Raw genomic sequence first — 14,875 nt, forward strand, 5'->3', positions numbered from 1 at the left:
GTGAAGTGCTTGGAGACGTCCGGTGTGTGTCGCTCATGATCGTCCTTCCGTACTGGTTGTCAGACGGTGAGTCGGTTACTCCGCGAGGAACTTCGAGGCGATGGGGGCGAACTTCTCCCAGTACTGGAAGATGCCGCCGTGCCCCGAGTTCGGGTAGATGATCAGCTCGGACCCGGCGATCCGCCGGTGCAGGTCCTGGGAGAGCACCGAGGGGACCATGCGGTCGTTGTCACCGTTGGCGATGAGGGTCGGCTGGGTGACGACCGACAGGTCCGAGGGGGCCGAGCGCCCGAACTTCGCGATCGCCGAGAGCTGCTTCCGGAACGCGGGCACCTTGATGTCCTTGTCGCGGTCCACCGTGCGCTCCGTGAGTCGGGCCACGAAAGCCTTCGCGGCGCGCTTGCCCTCGGGGTCGCGGTTGAAGAACAGGAACTCCTTGGGGTCCGAGCGCGTCAGGGTGGCGCGCAGCATGTCCCAGTAGGTGGTGCCCACGACCTTGTCCATGTCCTTGCCGCCGCGCGGGCCGGTGCCGGTCAGGACGAGCCGGCGCACCAGATCGGGGTGCTTGACCACGAGGTCCTGGGCGATCATCCCGCCCATGGAGAAGGAGAAGATGTCGATCGTGTCGTAGCCGAGAGCGCTGACGAACCGGTAGGCGTCGTCGGCGGCCTCCTCCAAGGTGTCGCGCACCTTCCCGCTGGATGCGCCTACACCCAGCTGGTCGAAGGTGATCACGTGCCGGTGCTTGGCGATGGGGTCCACGATGCGGGGGTCCCAGTTGTCCAGGGTTCCGGCCAGGTGCACGAAGAACACCACGGGGATGCCGCCCTTGGGGCCGAGCTCTCGGTAGGCGAAGGTGTCGCCGCCGTCGCGCATGGTGCGGGCGGGGGCCTGGGCGTAGGACGTGATGACGGGGTCGTTGCTGGTGGTGCTCATGATGGTTCTCCTCGGGTTGTGTGGATGTCGGCGCGGTGATCGAGCCCGGATCAGGGGCGGGTGATGACGGCCTTGCCGCGCACGCGGCCGGCGACCAGTGCTGCCAGGGCGTGGGGGGTCTGGTCGAAGGGAAAGTCCTCGACCGGCAGGGGTCGGATGGTGCCGTCCTCGATCAGGGCGGTGATGTGTCGCAGCTGCTCACCGTCGGCATGCATGAACAAGAACTCGTAGCTCACGCCGAGCTTCTTGGCCTGGCGGCGGACCTTGCTGCTCAACGCGGTGATCGCCAGACGTAGCACGGGGTTCAAGCCCGCCTGGCGGGCGAAGGCCGGCTCGGGCGGCCCGGCGATGCCGATGGTCAACCCGCCGGGCTCGAGGATGCGCAACGACCTGGCGAGGTTGTCTCCGCCGAGGCTGTCCAAGACCAGGTCGTAGCCGGAGAGCTGCTGCTCGAAGTCTTGTGTGCGGTAGTCGATGACCACGTCCGCGCCGAGCTCGCGCACCTGGTCAGCATCCGTGCCGCTGACGGTGGTCGCGACGGTCGCGCCGAGGTGCTTGGCGAGCTGGATCGCGACCGACCCGACGGCACCGGCGCCGCCGTGAATGAGGACCTTCTGCCCGCGCTTGACGTTTCCCCGCTCGACGAGCGCCTGCCAGGCGGTCAGTGCCACCAGCGGCAGACCGGCGGCCTGCTCGGTGCTCAGCGTGGTGGGCTTGGGCGCGAGGTCGCTGTCGGCGACCGCGACCCGCTCGGCGAACGTGCCGATCTGGTCCTTGCCGGGCCGGCCGTAGACCTGGTCGCCCATGTTGAAGCCGCGCACCTGGGAGCCGACCCGGACCACGGTGCCAGCCAGGTCGTGGCCCAGGACGAGGGGGGTCTTGTAGGGCAGGATCGCCTTGAACTGCCCGAGCCGAATCTTCTCGTCCAGGTGGTTCAGCCCAGCGGCCTCGACGTTCACGAGGACGTCGTGGGGACCGACGACCGGCTCGGGGATGTCGATCGCGGTCAGGGGCTGCTTGTACCCGGTGATGCCGAACGCTCGCATCAGGATGATGCTCCTTCGTGGTGAGGGGTGGTTGGGGGCTGTACTGGGTCAGCGGCGCAGGAAACCGCGGGCTGAGACGACGAACGCAGCGTGGTTCTGGAAGACGACGCCGTGCCCGGAGTCCGGGTAGACCGTGACCGTCGCGGCGGGCAGGCGGCCCGCCAAGGCCGCGGCGTTGGCGGGCGGGACCATCCGGTCGGCCGCGCCGTGCACGATGAGCGCGGGACCGGGCGACGCCGACAGGTCGGCGGGCTCCTGCGTGCCCCACCGGTGCACCGCCGCCAGCTGCGCTCGCAGAACGCCCGCAGCGACCGCGCGCTCACGATCGGTGGTGCGCTCCTTCAACCGCGCCAGGTACTGCTGTGCGGCCCGCTTGCCCGTGGCGGTGCGGGTGAAGAAGAGCAACGTCTTCGGGTCCTGGAGTGTCGTGACCGCCCGTGCCGTCGTCGTGACGAACACCCGGGTCATGCCGGCCAGACCCGGGCCGCCGGCGGGGCCGGCGCCGGCGAGGATCAGGCGATCAATCAGCCCCGGGGCCTGCGCTGCGAGTGCCTGGGCGACCATGCCGCCCATCGACAGACCGAACAGGTCGACCCGCTCGTGCCCCAGCGCCCGGATGGCGGCGACGGCGTCCGTGGCCATGTCCTCGATCGAGTCGCGCACCTGGCCGGTGGAGTCTCCGACCCCGCGGTACCCGAGCGCGATCACACGACGGTCCTCGGCGAGGCCGTCCAGGACGCGCGGGTCCCACCCGTCGAGGTTCGCGCCCAGGTGGGTGAGCACCACGAGGGGAACGCCCCCCTCGCGCGGACCGAGCTCGCGGTAGGCGAACGACGCGTCCGCGGTGGCGACCGAGCGAGTCGGCGCATCGCGGGAGGTGATGCTCTGGGCGCCTTGTCCTGACACGTCTAGCTCTCCATCGTTCCGGTCTTGCCATGTTCCGAGTACACTCAATAGTGAGGTGACTCAGTAATAATGTCAAGAGAGGTTGCCATGGAGAGCGGACAGGCGCCGCGAGGACGGCGCGAACGGGCCAAGGCGGACAAGCGCGAACGGATCATGGCCGCGGCGAGCGACCTGTTCGCTGCACGCGGCGTCACGGGAGTCACGACCCAGCAGATCGCCGATCGGGCGGACGTCGCGATCGGCACCCTGTTCCTGTACTTCGGCAGCAAGGCGGAGCTGTTGATCATGGTGCAGAACCAGAAGTTCGCCGCGGCGATCGACGATGGGACTTCGGCGGTGGCCGCGGCTGCCGGACAGGGCGCCCTCGAGGGCGTGATGGCACTCATCCGCCCGGTCGTGGCCTGCGTGCGTGAGCAGCCCGAGAACGGCCGCACCTACCTGCGTGAGCTGGTCTTCGGCGACCCCGCTGAGCCCAACCGGCGCGAGGGCCTCGAGCTCTCCGCACGCCTGGAGGACGAGATTGCCGGTGTGCTGACCCGCGCCGAGGGCATCGACGGAGCCGATGCGACCACGCTGGCGCGGGTGGTCACCGCCGTCATCCACATCAGCACGACGGCCACGGTGTACTTGCACTTCAGCGACCAGGAGGTGCTCGCCGACATCAAGGCCCAGATCCGCGCCGCCGTTGCGCGACGTCGACCAGCGTGACCGCGCGCGGCGGCTCGCAGGTACCTCACCCACTCGCGAAGGAGAACCCCATGAGCACCACCCACTACGACGTCGTCGTCCTCGGCGCAGGGCCCGGCGGATACGTGTCCGCGATCCGCGCCGCCCAGCTCGACAAGTCCGTCGCCGTGATCGAGAAGCAGTACTGGGGCGGGGTGTGCCTGAACGTGGGATGCATTCCCTCCAAGGCGCTGCTCCGCAACGCCGAGCTCGCCCACACGTTCACCCATCAGGGCGACCTCTTCGGGATCTCCGGGCAGGTGACCTTCGACTACGGCGTCGCCTACGACCGTAGCCGCAGCGTCGCGGACGGGCGGGTCAAGGGTGTGCACTTCCTGATGAAGAAGAACGCCATCGCCGAGATCGACGGGCACGGCACCTTCGCCGGCCCCCGCACCATCGAGGTCGCCCTGGCCGACGGCGGAACCCGGACCGTCACCTTCGACGACGCCATCATCGCCACCGGCTCCTCCGTGCGCCTGCTGCCCGGCGTCGAGCTCAGCGAGAACGTGGTCACCTACGAGGCCCAGATCCTGAGCCGCGAGCTGCCCCGCTCGATCGTGATCATCGGCGCCGGCGCCATCGGAATGGAGTTCGCCTACGTGCTCGCCAACTATGGCGTCCAGGTATCCCTCATCGAGTTCCTGGACCGTGCGCTGCCGAACGAGGACGTCGAAGTGTCCAAGGAGATCACCCGCCAGTACAAGAAGCTCGGTGTCACCATCCTGACCTCCACCGAGGTCGAGACCGTCGAGGACGACGGCTCCGGCGTCGTAGTCACCGCCACGACGGCGTCCGGCGAGAGGTCGAGCATCCGCGCCGACAAGGTGCTCATGTCCGTCGGCTTCGCCCCCCGCACCGCCGGGTACGGTCTCGAGAGCACCGGCGTGGCCCTGACCGACCGGGGTGCGATCGCCATCGACGACCACATGCGGACCTCCGTGCCGCACCTGTACGCGATCGGGGACGTCACCGCCAAGCTCCAGCTCGCGCACGTCGCCGAAGCCCAGGGCATCGTCGCCGCCGAGACCATCGCCGGCGCCGAGACCATGCCGCTCGGCGACTACCGCATGATGCCGCGCGCCACGTTCAGCCAGCCCCAGGTCGCCTCGTTCGGCCTCACAGAGCAGCAGGCCCGCGACGAGGGCCACGACGTCCGGGTAGCCAAGTTCCCGTTCAGCGCGAACGGCAAGGCCCAAGGGCTCGGCGAGCCGGGCGGCTTCATCAAGCTCGTCGCCGACGCGAAGTACGGGGAGCTGCTGGGCGCGCACATGGTCGGCGCCGACGTCGCCGAGCTCCTGCCCGAGCTCACCCTCGCCCAGAAGTGGGATCTGACCGCTACCGAGCTCGCACGCAACGTGCACACCCACCCCACCCTCGGCGAAGCGCTCCAGGAGGGATTCCACGGCCTGACCGGGCACATGATCAACCTCTGAGCTGAGATGCCGGGTCCGACGGGGGCGCAGGGCAGGACGGGCCGATCCCAAGCCCGGAGCGATCCGCTTGACCGGCGCACCACTCGAGCTGGACGCGCCCCGCGAGCCGGAGACAACGGTGCTGCTCACCAGGGCCTTGGACGGGATCGACGTCCAGGCGAGCCTCCGCCTCCTGCGACGACCGTATGGCGCAGCGCGGCGCGGGCGCCGACGATGGACCGACCTGGTCCGCGACGGGCCGATGCCCGGCGAGCTCGTGGAGGACCCGTCGGAGGTCGAGCCGACCGACGGAACGAAACCCGTCGTCAGGCCAGTTCCGACTCGGCCGTCAGTCCCTCTTCAGCTCCTCGGCGAGCATCACGATGATGCCGCTAGGACCGCGGAGGTACGTGAGCTTGTAGACGTCCTCGTACGTCGCCACGCCGCGAAGCGGGTGACACCCGTGCCTCGCGGCGATCTCCAGCGCCTCGTCGATGTCGTCGACCGAGAATGCGACACGGTGCATGCCGATCTCGTTGGGACGAGTGGGCTGCGTGTCGATCGCTTCGGGATGGATGTACTCGAAGAGCTCGAGGCGACCGTGACCGTCTGGGGTCTGGAGCATCGCGATCCTGGCGTGGTTGCCGTCGAGGCCCACGGCCGTGTCGGTCCACTCGCCGCTGACCGTGTCACGGCCGACGACCGTGAGGCCGAGGTCGGTGAAGAACGCGATCGTTGCTTCGAGGTCGCGCACAGCGATGCCGACGTTCTCGAGCTTGATGGGCATGCGTTGCATGCTAACGAGCCGGGCCGTCCCGCCCGGAGCGTCCAGACAGCGCGAGATCCGCGGCCAGGCGAACGAGGCACGCCCTCACGCCCGTGGTACGGCCAGATCGAGCTGCGCACCTCGGTCGGGTCAGGGCCGGTCGTAGTCGCTGTCGGTGACGTGTTCGAGCCAGGTGACGACCTGGCCGTCACCGTCGGCCTCCTGGAGGGCGATGTGTGCCATGAACCGGGTAGGTGTGGCCCCGTGCCAGTGCTCTTCTCCCGGCTCGATGTAGACGACGTCGCCGGGGCGGATCTCGTGGATCTCGCCGCCGCGGGTGGCGACGTAGCCGATGCCGTCGGTGACGTAGAGGGTCTGCCCGTGGGGGTGGTGGTGCCAGGCGGTGCGTGCGCCGGCGGCGAATCGCACGTGGGCGCAGCCGATGGAGGACTGGTCGTCGGGGTTGCGGATGCCGTCGATGTAGACGGTACCGGTGAACCAGTCCTGAGGGCCGGCGGCGGTCTGGCCGCCGCTTGTCGTGACCTTCATGCTGATCGTGCTCCTCTGGTGGTGGGGTGTCTGCAGTTCAGCCTTCGCGACTGCTGTCTCCTGGGGTTCGTCGGTCCAGGCGGCGTCACTCGTCAGCCGCATCGAACCCGGTGTCGCGGATCGGCCGGGCGGGGACACCGGCCACGATCGCGTTCGCGGGGACGTCCTTGGTGACGACCGCGCCGGCGCCGACGATCGCGCCGTCCCCGATGGTCACGCCCGGGACGACGGTGACGCCGGCGCCGAGCCAGACCTTGCGCCCGATGACGACCGGTGCGGGGAGCATGTCAGCACGTCGCGCGGGGTCGACCGCGTGGTTGAGGGTGACCACGGTGCTGCCGTGGCCGATGAGCGTGCCGTCCCCGATGGTGATGCCGCCGGCGTCCTGGAACGTGCAGCCCATGTTGATGAACACGCCGTCGCCCAGCGAGGTGTTCTTGCCGAACTCGCAGTGGAACGGCGGGAAGAGCGTCACCGACTCCGGCACCGTGCGGCCCGTCAGCTCCGACAGCAGGCCTCGGACCTCGTCGGGCGTGCGGTAGCTGCTGTTCAGCTCGGCGGTGATCCGCATCGCGTCCTGGGCCGACTCGACGAGGAAGGCGTGCTGCGCGGAGCCGCCCTCGATGACGGCTCCGGTCCGCACATGGTCGAGGAAGTCCTGGAGGTTCATCTGCTGGTCCTGTCGTCAGAGGGAGTGCGCGGCGCCCGGCGCGGGTCGGGCCCACACCTCGGCGTGTGCGGCGTCGGTCCCCCAGGAGGCGAGCAGGCGAAGGCGTTCGGCCGAGGGGGACCCGGGTTCGGCGGTGTAGACGAGCAGCACCTGCCCGGGTTCGGCGGTGATGGCGAGCTCCTCGTAGGCGAGGGTCAGCTCGCCGACCACCGGGTGCTGGAACCGCTTGGTCCCGGCGCCGTGGGTGCGGACGTCGTGCGCGCCCCACAGCCGACGGAACGTCTCGCTGCGCGTCGACAGCTCCCCGACGAGGTCTTGCAGACCCTTGTCGTGGGGGTCGCGGCCGGCCTCGGCGCGCATGATCGCGACGCACATCTCCGCGAACAGGTCCCAGTCGGGGTAGAAGTCGCGAGCGACCGGATCGAGGAACTGGAACCGGGCCAGGTTCGGGGTCCGGCCGCCGTCACCGATGACCGGGGAGTAGAACGCGCGACCGAGCGCGTTGGTCGCCAGCAGGTCCTGGCGCTGGTCGCGCACGAACGCGACCCCGTCGGTGATCGCCGAGAGCGCCCACTGCAGGCTCGGCCGGGGCGCCGACGACCGGGTCCCGCGACGGCGCGGTCGTCCCGACGACGGGATGCCGTCCGCTGCGCGGGCGAGGTCGAGCAGGTGCGCGCGCTCGGTGTCGTCGAGCTGCAGGGCCTGCGCGACGGCATCGAGGACGGATGCCGACGCCCCGCCGATCGCGCCGCGCTCGAGCTTGGCGTAGTACTCCACGCTCACGCCCGCCAGCGCCGCTACCTCGCTGCGGCGCAGGCCCGGCACGCGGCGGTTGGTCCCCCCGATCACACCGGCGGCGTCCGGGGTGACCTTCGCGCGACGCGACATGAGGAACTCGCGCACATCTGCTCGGTTGTCCATGCTCACGACCGTAGGCCCGGTGCGTTCGACGAGGGAGTCCATGGTGAGCGGTGTACTGGCGGTACACCCCTCGACAGGGACTCCCCGTCGCGCGCACCGCGGGGTTCGCTGGTGCACATCCCGACAGAGAGGCACCACCACCATGCGCGCAGTCGTCATGTACGCCCCGGGCGACGTCCGGGTCGACCAGACCGAGCGGCCGACGATCATCGAGCCGACCGACGCGATCATCCAGCTCGCCGCGACCTGCATCTGCGGGTCCGACCTGTGGCCGTACCGCGGTGCCGACGAGGTCAGCTACCAGCCGATGGGCCACGAGTACGTCGGCGTCGTCGTTGAGATCGGCTCGCAGGTCACGACCCTCGAGGTCGGCGACTTCGTGGTCGGCTCGTTCTTCTCCTCCGACAACACCTGTGAGATCTGCCGGGCCGGCTACCAGACCCACTGCGTCCACCGCGGCCCAGGCGCGGTCCCCGGGGCCCAGGCCGAGTACGCACGGATCCCGCACGCCGACGGCACACTCGTCGCCACCCCCGGGACGCCTGACCCCGACCTCATCCCGTCCTTGCTGGCGGCCTCGGACGTGCTCGGGACCGGTTGGTTCGCTGCCGTCGCGGCCGAGGTCGGCCCGGGAAAGACGGTGGCCGTCGTCGGCGACGGCGCGGTCGGCCTGCTCGGCGTGCTCGCCGCCAAGCAGCTCGGCGCCGAGCGGATCATCGCCATGTCCCGGCATGCCGACCGGCAGGCGCTCGCCCGGGAGTTCGGCGCCACAGACATCGTCGAGGAGCGCGGGGATGACGGGGTGGCGCGCATCAAGGAGCTCACCGGTGGGCTCGGCGCGCACAGCACGATCGAGGCCGTCGGCACCCAGGAGTCGATGATGCAGGCCATCCGTGCGACCCGCGCCGGTGGGCACGTCGGGTACGTCGGTGTAGCGCACGACGTGTCGCTGCCCGGCGGGGAGCTGTTCTTCTCCGGGGTCCACCTGCACGGCGGACCGGCTCCTGTGCGCCGCTTCCTGCCCGAGCTCATCAAGCTCATCTGGGACCGCGAGATCGACCCCGGCAAGGTCTTCGACCTCACCCTGCCGCTCGAGCAGGCCGCTGAGGGCTACAAGGCCATGGACGAGCGTCGCGCGACCAAGGTGCTGCTCACCTTCTGACCCCATCCATCCGACGGCTCGTCCGCAGGCCTGCGGACGAGCCGTCGGGCCTGATCGAGAGGGACTCCTCGACCTGCTCGCTCCGCGGAGAAGAGCCGCGCGGCCCGCTACCGCCTCTCTCGGTGTGCCCTCCTGAGGCCGCCTTGCGCGCTCGGCAGCCGAGTCGTGAAGTCGATGAAGCTGACCCAGTCGGGGCGCAGCACGATGCGCGCCTGACGGGTGCCGGGCTGGTCGACGGCAGCCAGCAGGTCTTTGCCTTGCGCCGCGCCCAGGTACCGCACGGCTGACTCGCGGTACTCCGGCGCTATGCCGTCCACCTCCTCGATCTCGACACGGCCCCGCAGCTGCAGAGCCGTGGGTGGGGGGCCGGCGGTGTCGATGCAGAGGGCGACTCGGGGGTCGGCGCGCAGGTCCGCAAGACGTCGCGCCGGGTGGGCGATCCCGGCCTGCGGCCCGGCGACGTAGGTCACCATCACGACCGCCGACCCGGTCCAGGAGAACCAGGTGGGCACGATCCGCGGCCCTCCGTCGCGCGCCACGTAGCCCATGCGCGCCAGGTTCGACGACCTCAGCATGTTCTGTGCCCCCGGCTCGAGGAGCAGGCGGAGGTCACCTTGGGCGAGCACGGGTTGGTCGGCACTGAGCTGGTCCGTCATGGTCGGCTCCATTCGCAGGTGTCCGCCCGAGGTGGTTGCCAGGAAGGGCGTGCACCCTCGGACGTTCGCGGTCATCAACTTGACGATCGGCGAGGCCCCACATCGACAGCAGCTCGTCGGTACACCTAGCGCGCACCGCGGCGAAGGTCGCCGACCTCGGGCAGCGCGCGGAAGCCGGCTGCCACGTACGTCGCGACGCCGCCGGTGTTCGCACTCGGCGTGCACACCGTGGCGGTCGACGACCCCAGCTCCCGCAGCGCCGCTGCTGCGGCGACGGTGATCGCGGTGCCGTGCCCGCGGCCGCGGTGCTCGCGGTGCACGCCCATCGGTTCGATGAGTCCCGGCCGGCCGGGGCCGGCAGACCACACGGTCACGGCGGCCACCGCGGCACCGGCGTCGTCGTACCCGACCAGGCACCGGGCGTCGGCATACGCCGGTCCAGAGGCCATCGCCTGCCACTGTCGAGGCGTGAAGGTCGACCGGTCGAACGCCGCCAACTGGAGCTCGGACCGCACGTCCACCAGCTCCGGACCGACGACCTCGACCCGCAGGGCGACGTCGGCGACCGGCGCTGTGAGGTCACGCACCAGCGGCATCCACGGCTCGTCCAGGACCCACCCGGCGGCGCTCAGCGACTCCCGGAACGCCGCCCCGAAACGCGCCTCGACCGAGACGTCGCCCGCCGGGAGGACGCGACGCTCTGGGTCTGTCAGGTCGGCGACCAGCCGCTGCGCCAGCTCGTCGTCGTGGTCGGCGTCGGGTGCGATCGCCATCCGCAGCAGGGTCGGGCCGTCCAGAAGCCCGACCGCGACGATCCGGTCACCGCGACTCCACACCCGTACGGCCGCCGCGGTCGCCTCGGCGCCGAAACGCCAGAACCAGCCGACGTCGCCCGGATGCAGTTGCACAGGTGAGTCGTCGTGCTGCCATTCCCGCAGCGCGGGCAGTGCGCGGCGCAGCAGGTCGACGCCGGGCTCGGTCAGAACGATCGCCATCCCGTGATCACACCTCACGGAGTCAAACGCATTCGTCCCGCATCGACTTCGGCAGAGACCCGCGATGCATCGGCCGCACGTCAGTCCACGTCACCCTGCTCGGCGGCCGCGGCGTAGGCGGCAGCGAGACGCTCGAGCGGGCTCGGGCCGTCGCGAGGCTTCGCCGGCGCGTCGAGGTGCCGGACGCGCAGCTCGTCCATGAGCTCCTCGACGAACGCCGGACCCTCGTCGCGCATGAGCTGTTGCCGGGCGCGGAGCTCGGGGCTGCCCTCGCGCCAGTCGAGGCCCCAGCTGCCCAGTGCGTCGATCACGGGCAGCGTCTGGATCCCGGCCTCGGTGAGGCTGTAGCGAGCGCGCTGTCCGCGGGCGGCGGTGCCGCGCGTGAGGATCCCTGCCTCGACGAGCCGCACGAGGCGGTCAGCGAGGATGTTCGACGCGATGCCCTCGATCGACCCGTTCAGCAGCGCTCGGAAGTAGCGGCGGTCGCCGAAGATGACGTCGCGCAGCACGAGCAACGACCAGCGATCACCGAGCACCTCGACGGCGGCGTTGATCGGGCACCCGGACCGAGGTTCCACGACTCCTCCTTGACACGACCTGTTTCGTCGTCAATATAGTGGTTGCAGATCGCAACCACTACTCCCGAGGAGGAGACGATGGGCCGCTTCGTGTACGCGATGAACGTGTCCCTCGACCTGCGGATCGAACAGGTCCCGGGCGACAACGGCGCCGGCGAGTGGCTGCGCATCGACGAGGACCTGCATCGGGAGCTGAACGCCTGGGCGAGACGGGCCACGCTGATCGTCCACGGCCGGGTCTTCTACGAGACGATGGAGGAGACGTGGCCGCACGCGCGCGACGACGCCTCGCTGCCGGACGTCCTGCGCGAGTACGGGGAGATCTGGGTCGCCAAGCCCAAGGTCCTCGTCTCGCGCACCCGGCACACGGCCGACCACAGCACGCGGGTCATCGGCGGGGACGACGCGATCGAGCAGCTCGCTCGTCTCAAGGACGAGACCGACGGCGTCATCGGTGTCGGTGGGGCGACGCTCGCCACGCAGCTGCTCCGGGCCGGACTCCTCGACGAGCTGCTGCTCACGACCCATCCCGCGATCCTCGGCTTCGGCAGGACGCTGTTCGACGACTACGACCGGCCCCTCGATCTCGACCTGCTCGAGCACCGCTCGTTCGACTCGGGCGTCACGGTGCGTCACTACGCCATCCGCGACGAGAACGGGGCGAGCTGATGCTGCGTCAGGTGGCCGAGGGCGTGCTCACCCACGAGAGCGCGTTCCTGCTGAGCAACGCCGTGGTCGTGCAGGGCGCGGCGGGCGTCCTGCTCATCGACCCTGGTTTGCTCGCAGACGAGCTCGCCGGCATCGCGGCGGACCTTCACGAGGACGTCGCGGTCGGCTTCTCGACGCATCCGCACTGGGACCACCTGCTCTGGCACGCCGGGTTCGGAGCGGCGCCCCGCTACGGCACGGCCCGCTGCGCGGCGGCCATCCAGGCACGGCTGGCGGACCCGGACTGGAAGTCCTTCGTCGCCGGGATGCTCCCGGAGGACATCGCCGACCAGGTGCCCGTCGACGACCTCTTCGGCCGCATCACCGGCCTGCCCGCGGAGTCGGTGCGGCTTCCGTGGGACGGCCCCGGTGTCCGGATCATCGAGCACCAGGCTCACGCACCCGGTCATGCGGCGCTGCTGATCGAGGAGCATGGCGTGCTCGTCGCGGGCGACATGTTGTCCGACGTGCTCATCCCCATGCTCAACGCCTTCGCCGAGGACCCGATCGGGGACTACCTGGCCGCGCTGGAGCTGCTCGAGGACGCGGCGGCCGAGGCCGAGGTCGTCGTCCCTGGCCACGGGTCCGTCGGAGGAGCCGACGAGCTCCGGGCGCGGATCGACCAGGACCGGGCCTACCTCGAAGCCGTGCGTGAGGGCCGTGAGCCCGACGACCCCCGGCTCAACCAGGCCAAGGCCGGCTGGGAGTGGGTGGCCGGACTGCACGAAGGACAGGTGCAACGGCTCGGTCAGAAGCCCTGAGGCGCCACGTCCAGGTACGGGCCGAAGTCCTCGGGCTCCCAGCTCTGCACCAGCGTCACGCCCGGACTGAGCGTGAACACGTCGGCCAGCGCCAGGGTGTCCCGGTCGTTGGCGAAGTCGGGCTCGTAGGGCCCCGGTACGACCGCGCCGACCTTGATGGCGCCGGCCGGCAGGCCAGTGATGCGGTAGTGGTAGCCGTCGATGTCCGCCGGTCCGGACTTCAGCGCCAGCCCGGTGACCGCGTCGTACACCGTCACGATCCCGCCCTCGACGGGGTCGAACTCGGACAGCACCTGCCCCTCGATCGCAGCACCTGCGTCCGCGACCCAGACGCGGTCGACGTCGTGCAGGCGAGGGTTCTCGGCGTCACGCGCGGCGAGCTGGTGGGCTCCCGTGCCGACGAGGGTCACGCCGGAGAACACGTGTGTCCCGCGGTCCGCCCGCGTGAAGGTGTACGCGTCCGGCAGTGCCCTCACGAGCGCATCGTCGGTGGCGAAGCGGACCGTGCCGACGTACGCCCTCGCGGGCCGGCCGGCCGCGTTCAGGATCGTCACGCTGACGTCGAACGGGACGCCGGCGACGACGGTGTCCGGCGCTCTCAGGGCGAGCGTGCGCCACCCGGTCGCGGAAGCCGACGGTGCCGCAACCAGCCCGAGCCCGGCCATCAGCAGCACAACGACCGACCACCAGGCCGTCCGACGAGCCGTTCGTCCCGGTACTCGCGCCCACGTGCCCATGGCAGCCACTCCCCTCGCAGGTGGCCTGAGGCAGCGCCTCGCGGCGGCCACCATCCACTCCGGACTAGACCTCTGCGTAGGTCCGCGCAAGGCATCGCGGAGGAGTTCACCCGCGCTCCGGTGATGCACGCCGTCAGTCGAGATGCGCGCCCGCGCCCACGGCGTAGGCCTCGCGCACCCAGTCGGCGAAGGTGTCGTCGAGGTCGGACGCGGAGCGGACCCGGAACCGGTTGACGAACAACCGGTGGGTGTACGGCGTCACTCTCGTGATCCGGGGGTCGGTGTCCACCGGTCGCATGAGGTCGAGGAACCCGACGAGGCCGTGACTGTCGGGCCGGGCGCCGGCGAAACCGCGCCGCCTTCCCTTGAACGTGACCGTCGTCTTGTGCACGACGACCTCGACGGGTCCGCACGCCTCGACGAGCCTGACGAATGCCCGGTACAGCTCGACGTGCTCGGGGTCGGCGCCGCGCAGATGATCGTCGACGGTCCACGTGTGCGGTTCGGTCATGCCCTCATCGTCGTCGCCCTGCACGGCAAGCGCGCGGCCGGCTCCTTTCGCGTGGCGCGCAGGCACGGGAGAGTGGATCCCATGGTCTGCCGGCGGTGCCTCGTCGTCGTGGCGGTCGCTGTGCTGTGCACCTCGTGCTCGGCGTCGCAGCCGAGCCCAGGGTCGAGCGCCGCCACGAGCGCCGCGACACCGAGCCCGGTCACGGCTCCGGACGTCCCGGACGTCGCCGACATCCCGACGGTCGACGCCGTGGTCCCAGAGTTCACGTCCACGATCTCCGCGATCACTCCCGAGCTGGCCGCCCGGATGGAGCCGTCGTGGCGCCCCGGCTGCCCGGTCCCCCTCGAGGACCTCCGCTACGTCACGGTCACCCACCGCGACTTCGCCGGGGAGAAGGTGCAGGGCGAGCTCGTGGTGCACGCCGATGCTGCCGAGGACATGGTCACGGTGTTCCGGGCGCTGTTCGACGCGGGCTACCCGATCCGCTCGCTGCGGCTCGTCGACGACTTCGGTGCGAGCGACGACGCGTCGATGGACGCCGACAACACGTCGGCCTTCAACTGCCGGGCGATCACGGGTGGCACCGGTTGGTCGGAGCACGCGTACGGCCGGGCGATCGACGTGAACCCGGTCGAGAACCCGTACGTGCGGCGCACGTCGGTGGCGCCGGACGCGGGCCGGGAGTTCGCCGACCGACCCGACAGCCCGGGCGTCATCCACGCCGACGACGCGGTGGTCCGCGCGTTCGCCGCGGTCGGGTGGCTGTGGGGCGGCGACTGGGACTCACCGATCGACTACCAGCACTTCTCGCCGTCGGGGCGCTGACGGAAAT

At 70.4% G+C, this 14,875-nt stretch carries 18 protein-coding genes; 6 read left to right on the forward strand and 12 right to left on the reverse strand.

Annotation, left to right across the window (positions count from 1 at the left end):
• Positions 1-75 precede the first annotated feature (75 nt).
• Genes AC1DPN_RS17895 through AC1DPN_RS17905 form a run of 3 tightly spaced genes read right to left on the reverse strand, consistent with a single transcriptional unit; the run spans position 76 to position 2,888 of the window.
• Positions 76-936, reverse strand: a complete 861-nt coding sequence (locus tag AC1DPN_RS17895) for an alpha/beta fold hydrolase (protein ID WP_477086122.1) — start codon at positions 934-936, stop codon at positions 76-78.
• A gap of 50 nt (positions 937-986) precedes the next feature.
• The gene (locus AC1DPN_RS17900; protein WP_477086123.1) at positions 987-1,982 is read right to left on the reverse strand and encodes an NADP-dependent oxidoreductase; all 996 of its coding nucleotides are present in this window, start codon (positions 1,980-1,982) and stop codon (positions 987-989) included.
• Positions 1,983-2,030: 48 nt separating this feature from the next.
• On the reverse strand, positions 2,031-2,888 hold the full coding sequence (locus AC1DPN_RS17905) for an alpha/beta fold hydrolase (protein WP_477086124.1): 858 nt from the start codon (positions 2,886-2,888) through the stop codon (positions 2,031-2,033).
• Positions 2,889-2,975: 87 nt separating this feature from the next.
• Between AC1DPN_RS17905 and AC1DPN_RS17910 the strand changes: the two genes are divergently transcribed.
• Both AC1DPN_RS17910 and lpdA read left to right on the forward strand, forming a co-directional pair.
• Positions 2,976-3,596 (forward strand): TetR/AcrR family transcriptional regulator, encoded by a 621-nt coding sequence (locus tag AC1DPN_RS17910; RefSeq protein ID WP_477086125.1) that lies wholly within the window; start codon positions 2,976-2,978, stop codon positions 3,594-3,596.
• Between the two features lie 50 nt (positions 3,597-3,646).
• The gene (lpdA, locus tag AC1DPN_RS17915) at positions 3,647-5,050 is read left to right on the forward strand and encodes a dihydrolipoyl dehydrogenase (RefSeq protein ID WP_477086126.1); all 1,404 of its coding nucleotides are present in this window, start codon (positions 3,647-3,649) and stop codon (positions 5,048-5,050) included.
• Positions 5,051-5,378: 328 nt separating this feature from the next.
• Here the strand turns inward: lpdA and AC1DPN_RS17920 are convergent, their stop codons facing one another.
• The 4 genes from AC1DPN_RS17920 to AC1DPN_RS17935 form a co-directional block, all read right to left on the reverse strand.
• Positions 5,379-5,816, reverse strand: a complete 438-nt coding sequence (locus AC1DPN_RS17920; RefSeq protein WP_477086127.1) for a VOC family protein — start codon at positions 5,814-5,816, stop codon at positions 5,379-5,381.
• Between the two features lie 129 nt (positions 5,817-5,945).
• The gene (locus AC1DPN_RS17925; RefSeq protein WP_477086128.1) at positions 5,946-6,344 is read right to left on the reverse strand and encodes a (R)-mandelonitrile lyase; all 399 of its coding nucleotides are present in this window, start codon (positions 6,342-6,344) and stop codon (positions 5,946-5,948) included.
• Positions 6,345-6,429: 85 nt separating this feature from the next.
• Positions 6,430-7,014 (reverse strand): sugar O-acetyltransferase, encoded by a 585-nt coding sequence (locus tag AC1DPN_RS17930; protein WP_477086129.1) that lies wholly within the window; start codon positions 7,012-7,014, stop codon positions 6,430-6,432.
• Between the two features lie 15 nt (positions 7,015-7,029).
• Complete coding sequence (locus AC1DPN_RS17935) at positions 7,030-7,935, reverse strand: helix-turn-helix transcriptional regulator (protein WP_477086130.1); 906 nt, start codon at positions 7,933-7,935, stop codon at positions 7,030-7,032.
• A 142-nt stretch (positions 7,936-8,077) separates the two neighbouring features.
• Here AC1DPN_RS17935 and AC1DPN_RS17940 point away from each other — a divergent pair, with 142 nt between their 5' ends.
• On the forward strand, positions 8,078-9,097 hold the full coding sequence (locus tag AC1DPN_RS17940; RefSeq protein ID WP_477086131.1) for a zinc-dependent alcohol dehydrogenase family protein: 1,020 nt from the start codon (positions 8,078-8,080) through the stop codon (positions 9,095-9,097).
• A gap of 107 nt (positions 9,098-9,204) precedes the next feature.
• On the opposite strand, the gene AC1DPN_RS17945 is transcribed toward AC1DPN_RS17940, so the two are convergent.
• From AC1DPN_RS17945 to AC1DPN_RS17955, 3 genes are all read right to left on the reverse strand, one after another.
• Complete coding sequence (locus AC1DPN_RS17945; protein ID WP_477086132.1) at positions 9,205-9,753, reverse strand: pyridoxamine 5'-phosphate oxidase family protein; 549 nt, start codon at positions 9,751-9,753, stop codon at positions 9,205-9,207.
• Between the two features lie 125 nt (positions 9,754-9,878).
• A complete protein-coding gene (locus AC1DPN_RS17950) occupies positions 9,879-10,748 on the reverse strand; it encodes a GNAT family N-acetyltransferase (RefSeq protein WP_477086133.1) in 870 nt (289 codons plus the stop codon).
• A gap of 80 nt (positions 10,749-10,828) precedes the next feature.
• A complete protein-coding gene (locus AC1DPN_RS17955; RefSeq protein ID WP_477086134.1) occupies positions 10,829-11,326 on the reverse strand; it encodes a winged helix-turn-helix transcriptional regulator in 498 nt (165 codons plus the stop codon).
• A gap of 78 nt (positions 11,327-11,404) precedes the next feature.
• Here AC1DPN_RS17955 and AC1DPN_RS17960 point away from each other — a divergent pair, with 78 nt between their 5' ends.
• Positions 11,405-11,995, forward strand: coding sequence for a dihydrofolate reductase family protein (locus AC1DPN_RS17960; RefSeq protein WP_477086135.1), 591 nt, complete (start codon positions 11,405-11,407; stop codon positions 11,993-11,995).
• Positions 11,995-12,795: an MBL fold metallo-hydrolase gene (locus tag AC1DPN_RS17965; RefSeq protein WP_477086136.1), complete on the forward strand. Its 801-nt coding sequence runs from the start codon at positions 11,995-11,997 to the stop codon at positions 12,793-12,795. Before AC1DPN_RS17960 ends, AC1DPN_RS17965 begins: the two co-directional genes overlap by 1 nt.
• On the opposite strand, the gene AC1DPN_RS17970 is transcribed toward AC1DPN_RS17965, so the two are convergent.
• Both AC1DPN_RS17970 and AC1DPN_RS17975 read right to left on the reverse strand, forming a co-directional pair.
• Entirely contained in the window at positions 12,783-13,469 is a 687-nt protein-coding gene (locus AC1DPN_RS17970; protein WP_477086137.1) for a hypothetical protein, read from the reverse strand. The genes AC1DPN_RS17965 and AC1DPN_RS17970 overlap by 13 nt on opposite strands.
• Positions 13,470-13,665: 196 nt before the next feature.
• Positions 13,666-14,043: a DUF5655 domain-containing protein gene (locus AC1DPN_RS17975; RefSeq protein WP_477086138.1), complete on the reverse strand. Its 378-nt coding sequence runs from the start codon at positions 14,041-14,043 to the stop codon at positions 13,666-13,668.
• A gap of 81 nt (positions 14,044-14,124) precedes the next feature.
• Here AC1DPN_RS17975 and AC1DPN_RS17980 point away from each other — a divergent pair, with 81 nt between their 5' ends.
• Positions 14,125-14,868 (forward strand): M15 family metallopeptidase, encoded by a 744-nt coding sequence (locus AC1DPN_RS17980; protein ID WP_477086139.1) that lies wholly within the window; start codon positions 14,125-14,127, stop codon positions 14,866-14,868.
• The last annotated feature ends 7 nt before the right edge of the window (positions 14,869-14,875 follow it).

Source organism: Cellulomonas sp. P4_H4 (assembly GCF_056400865.1).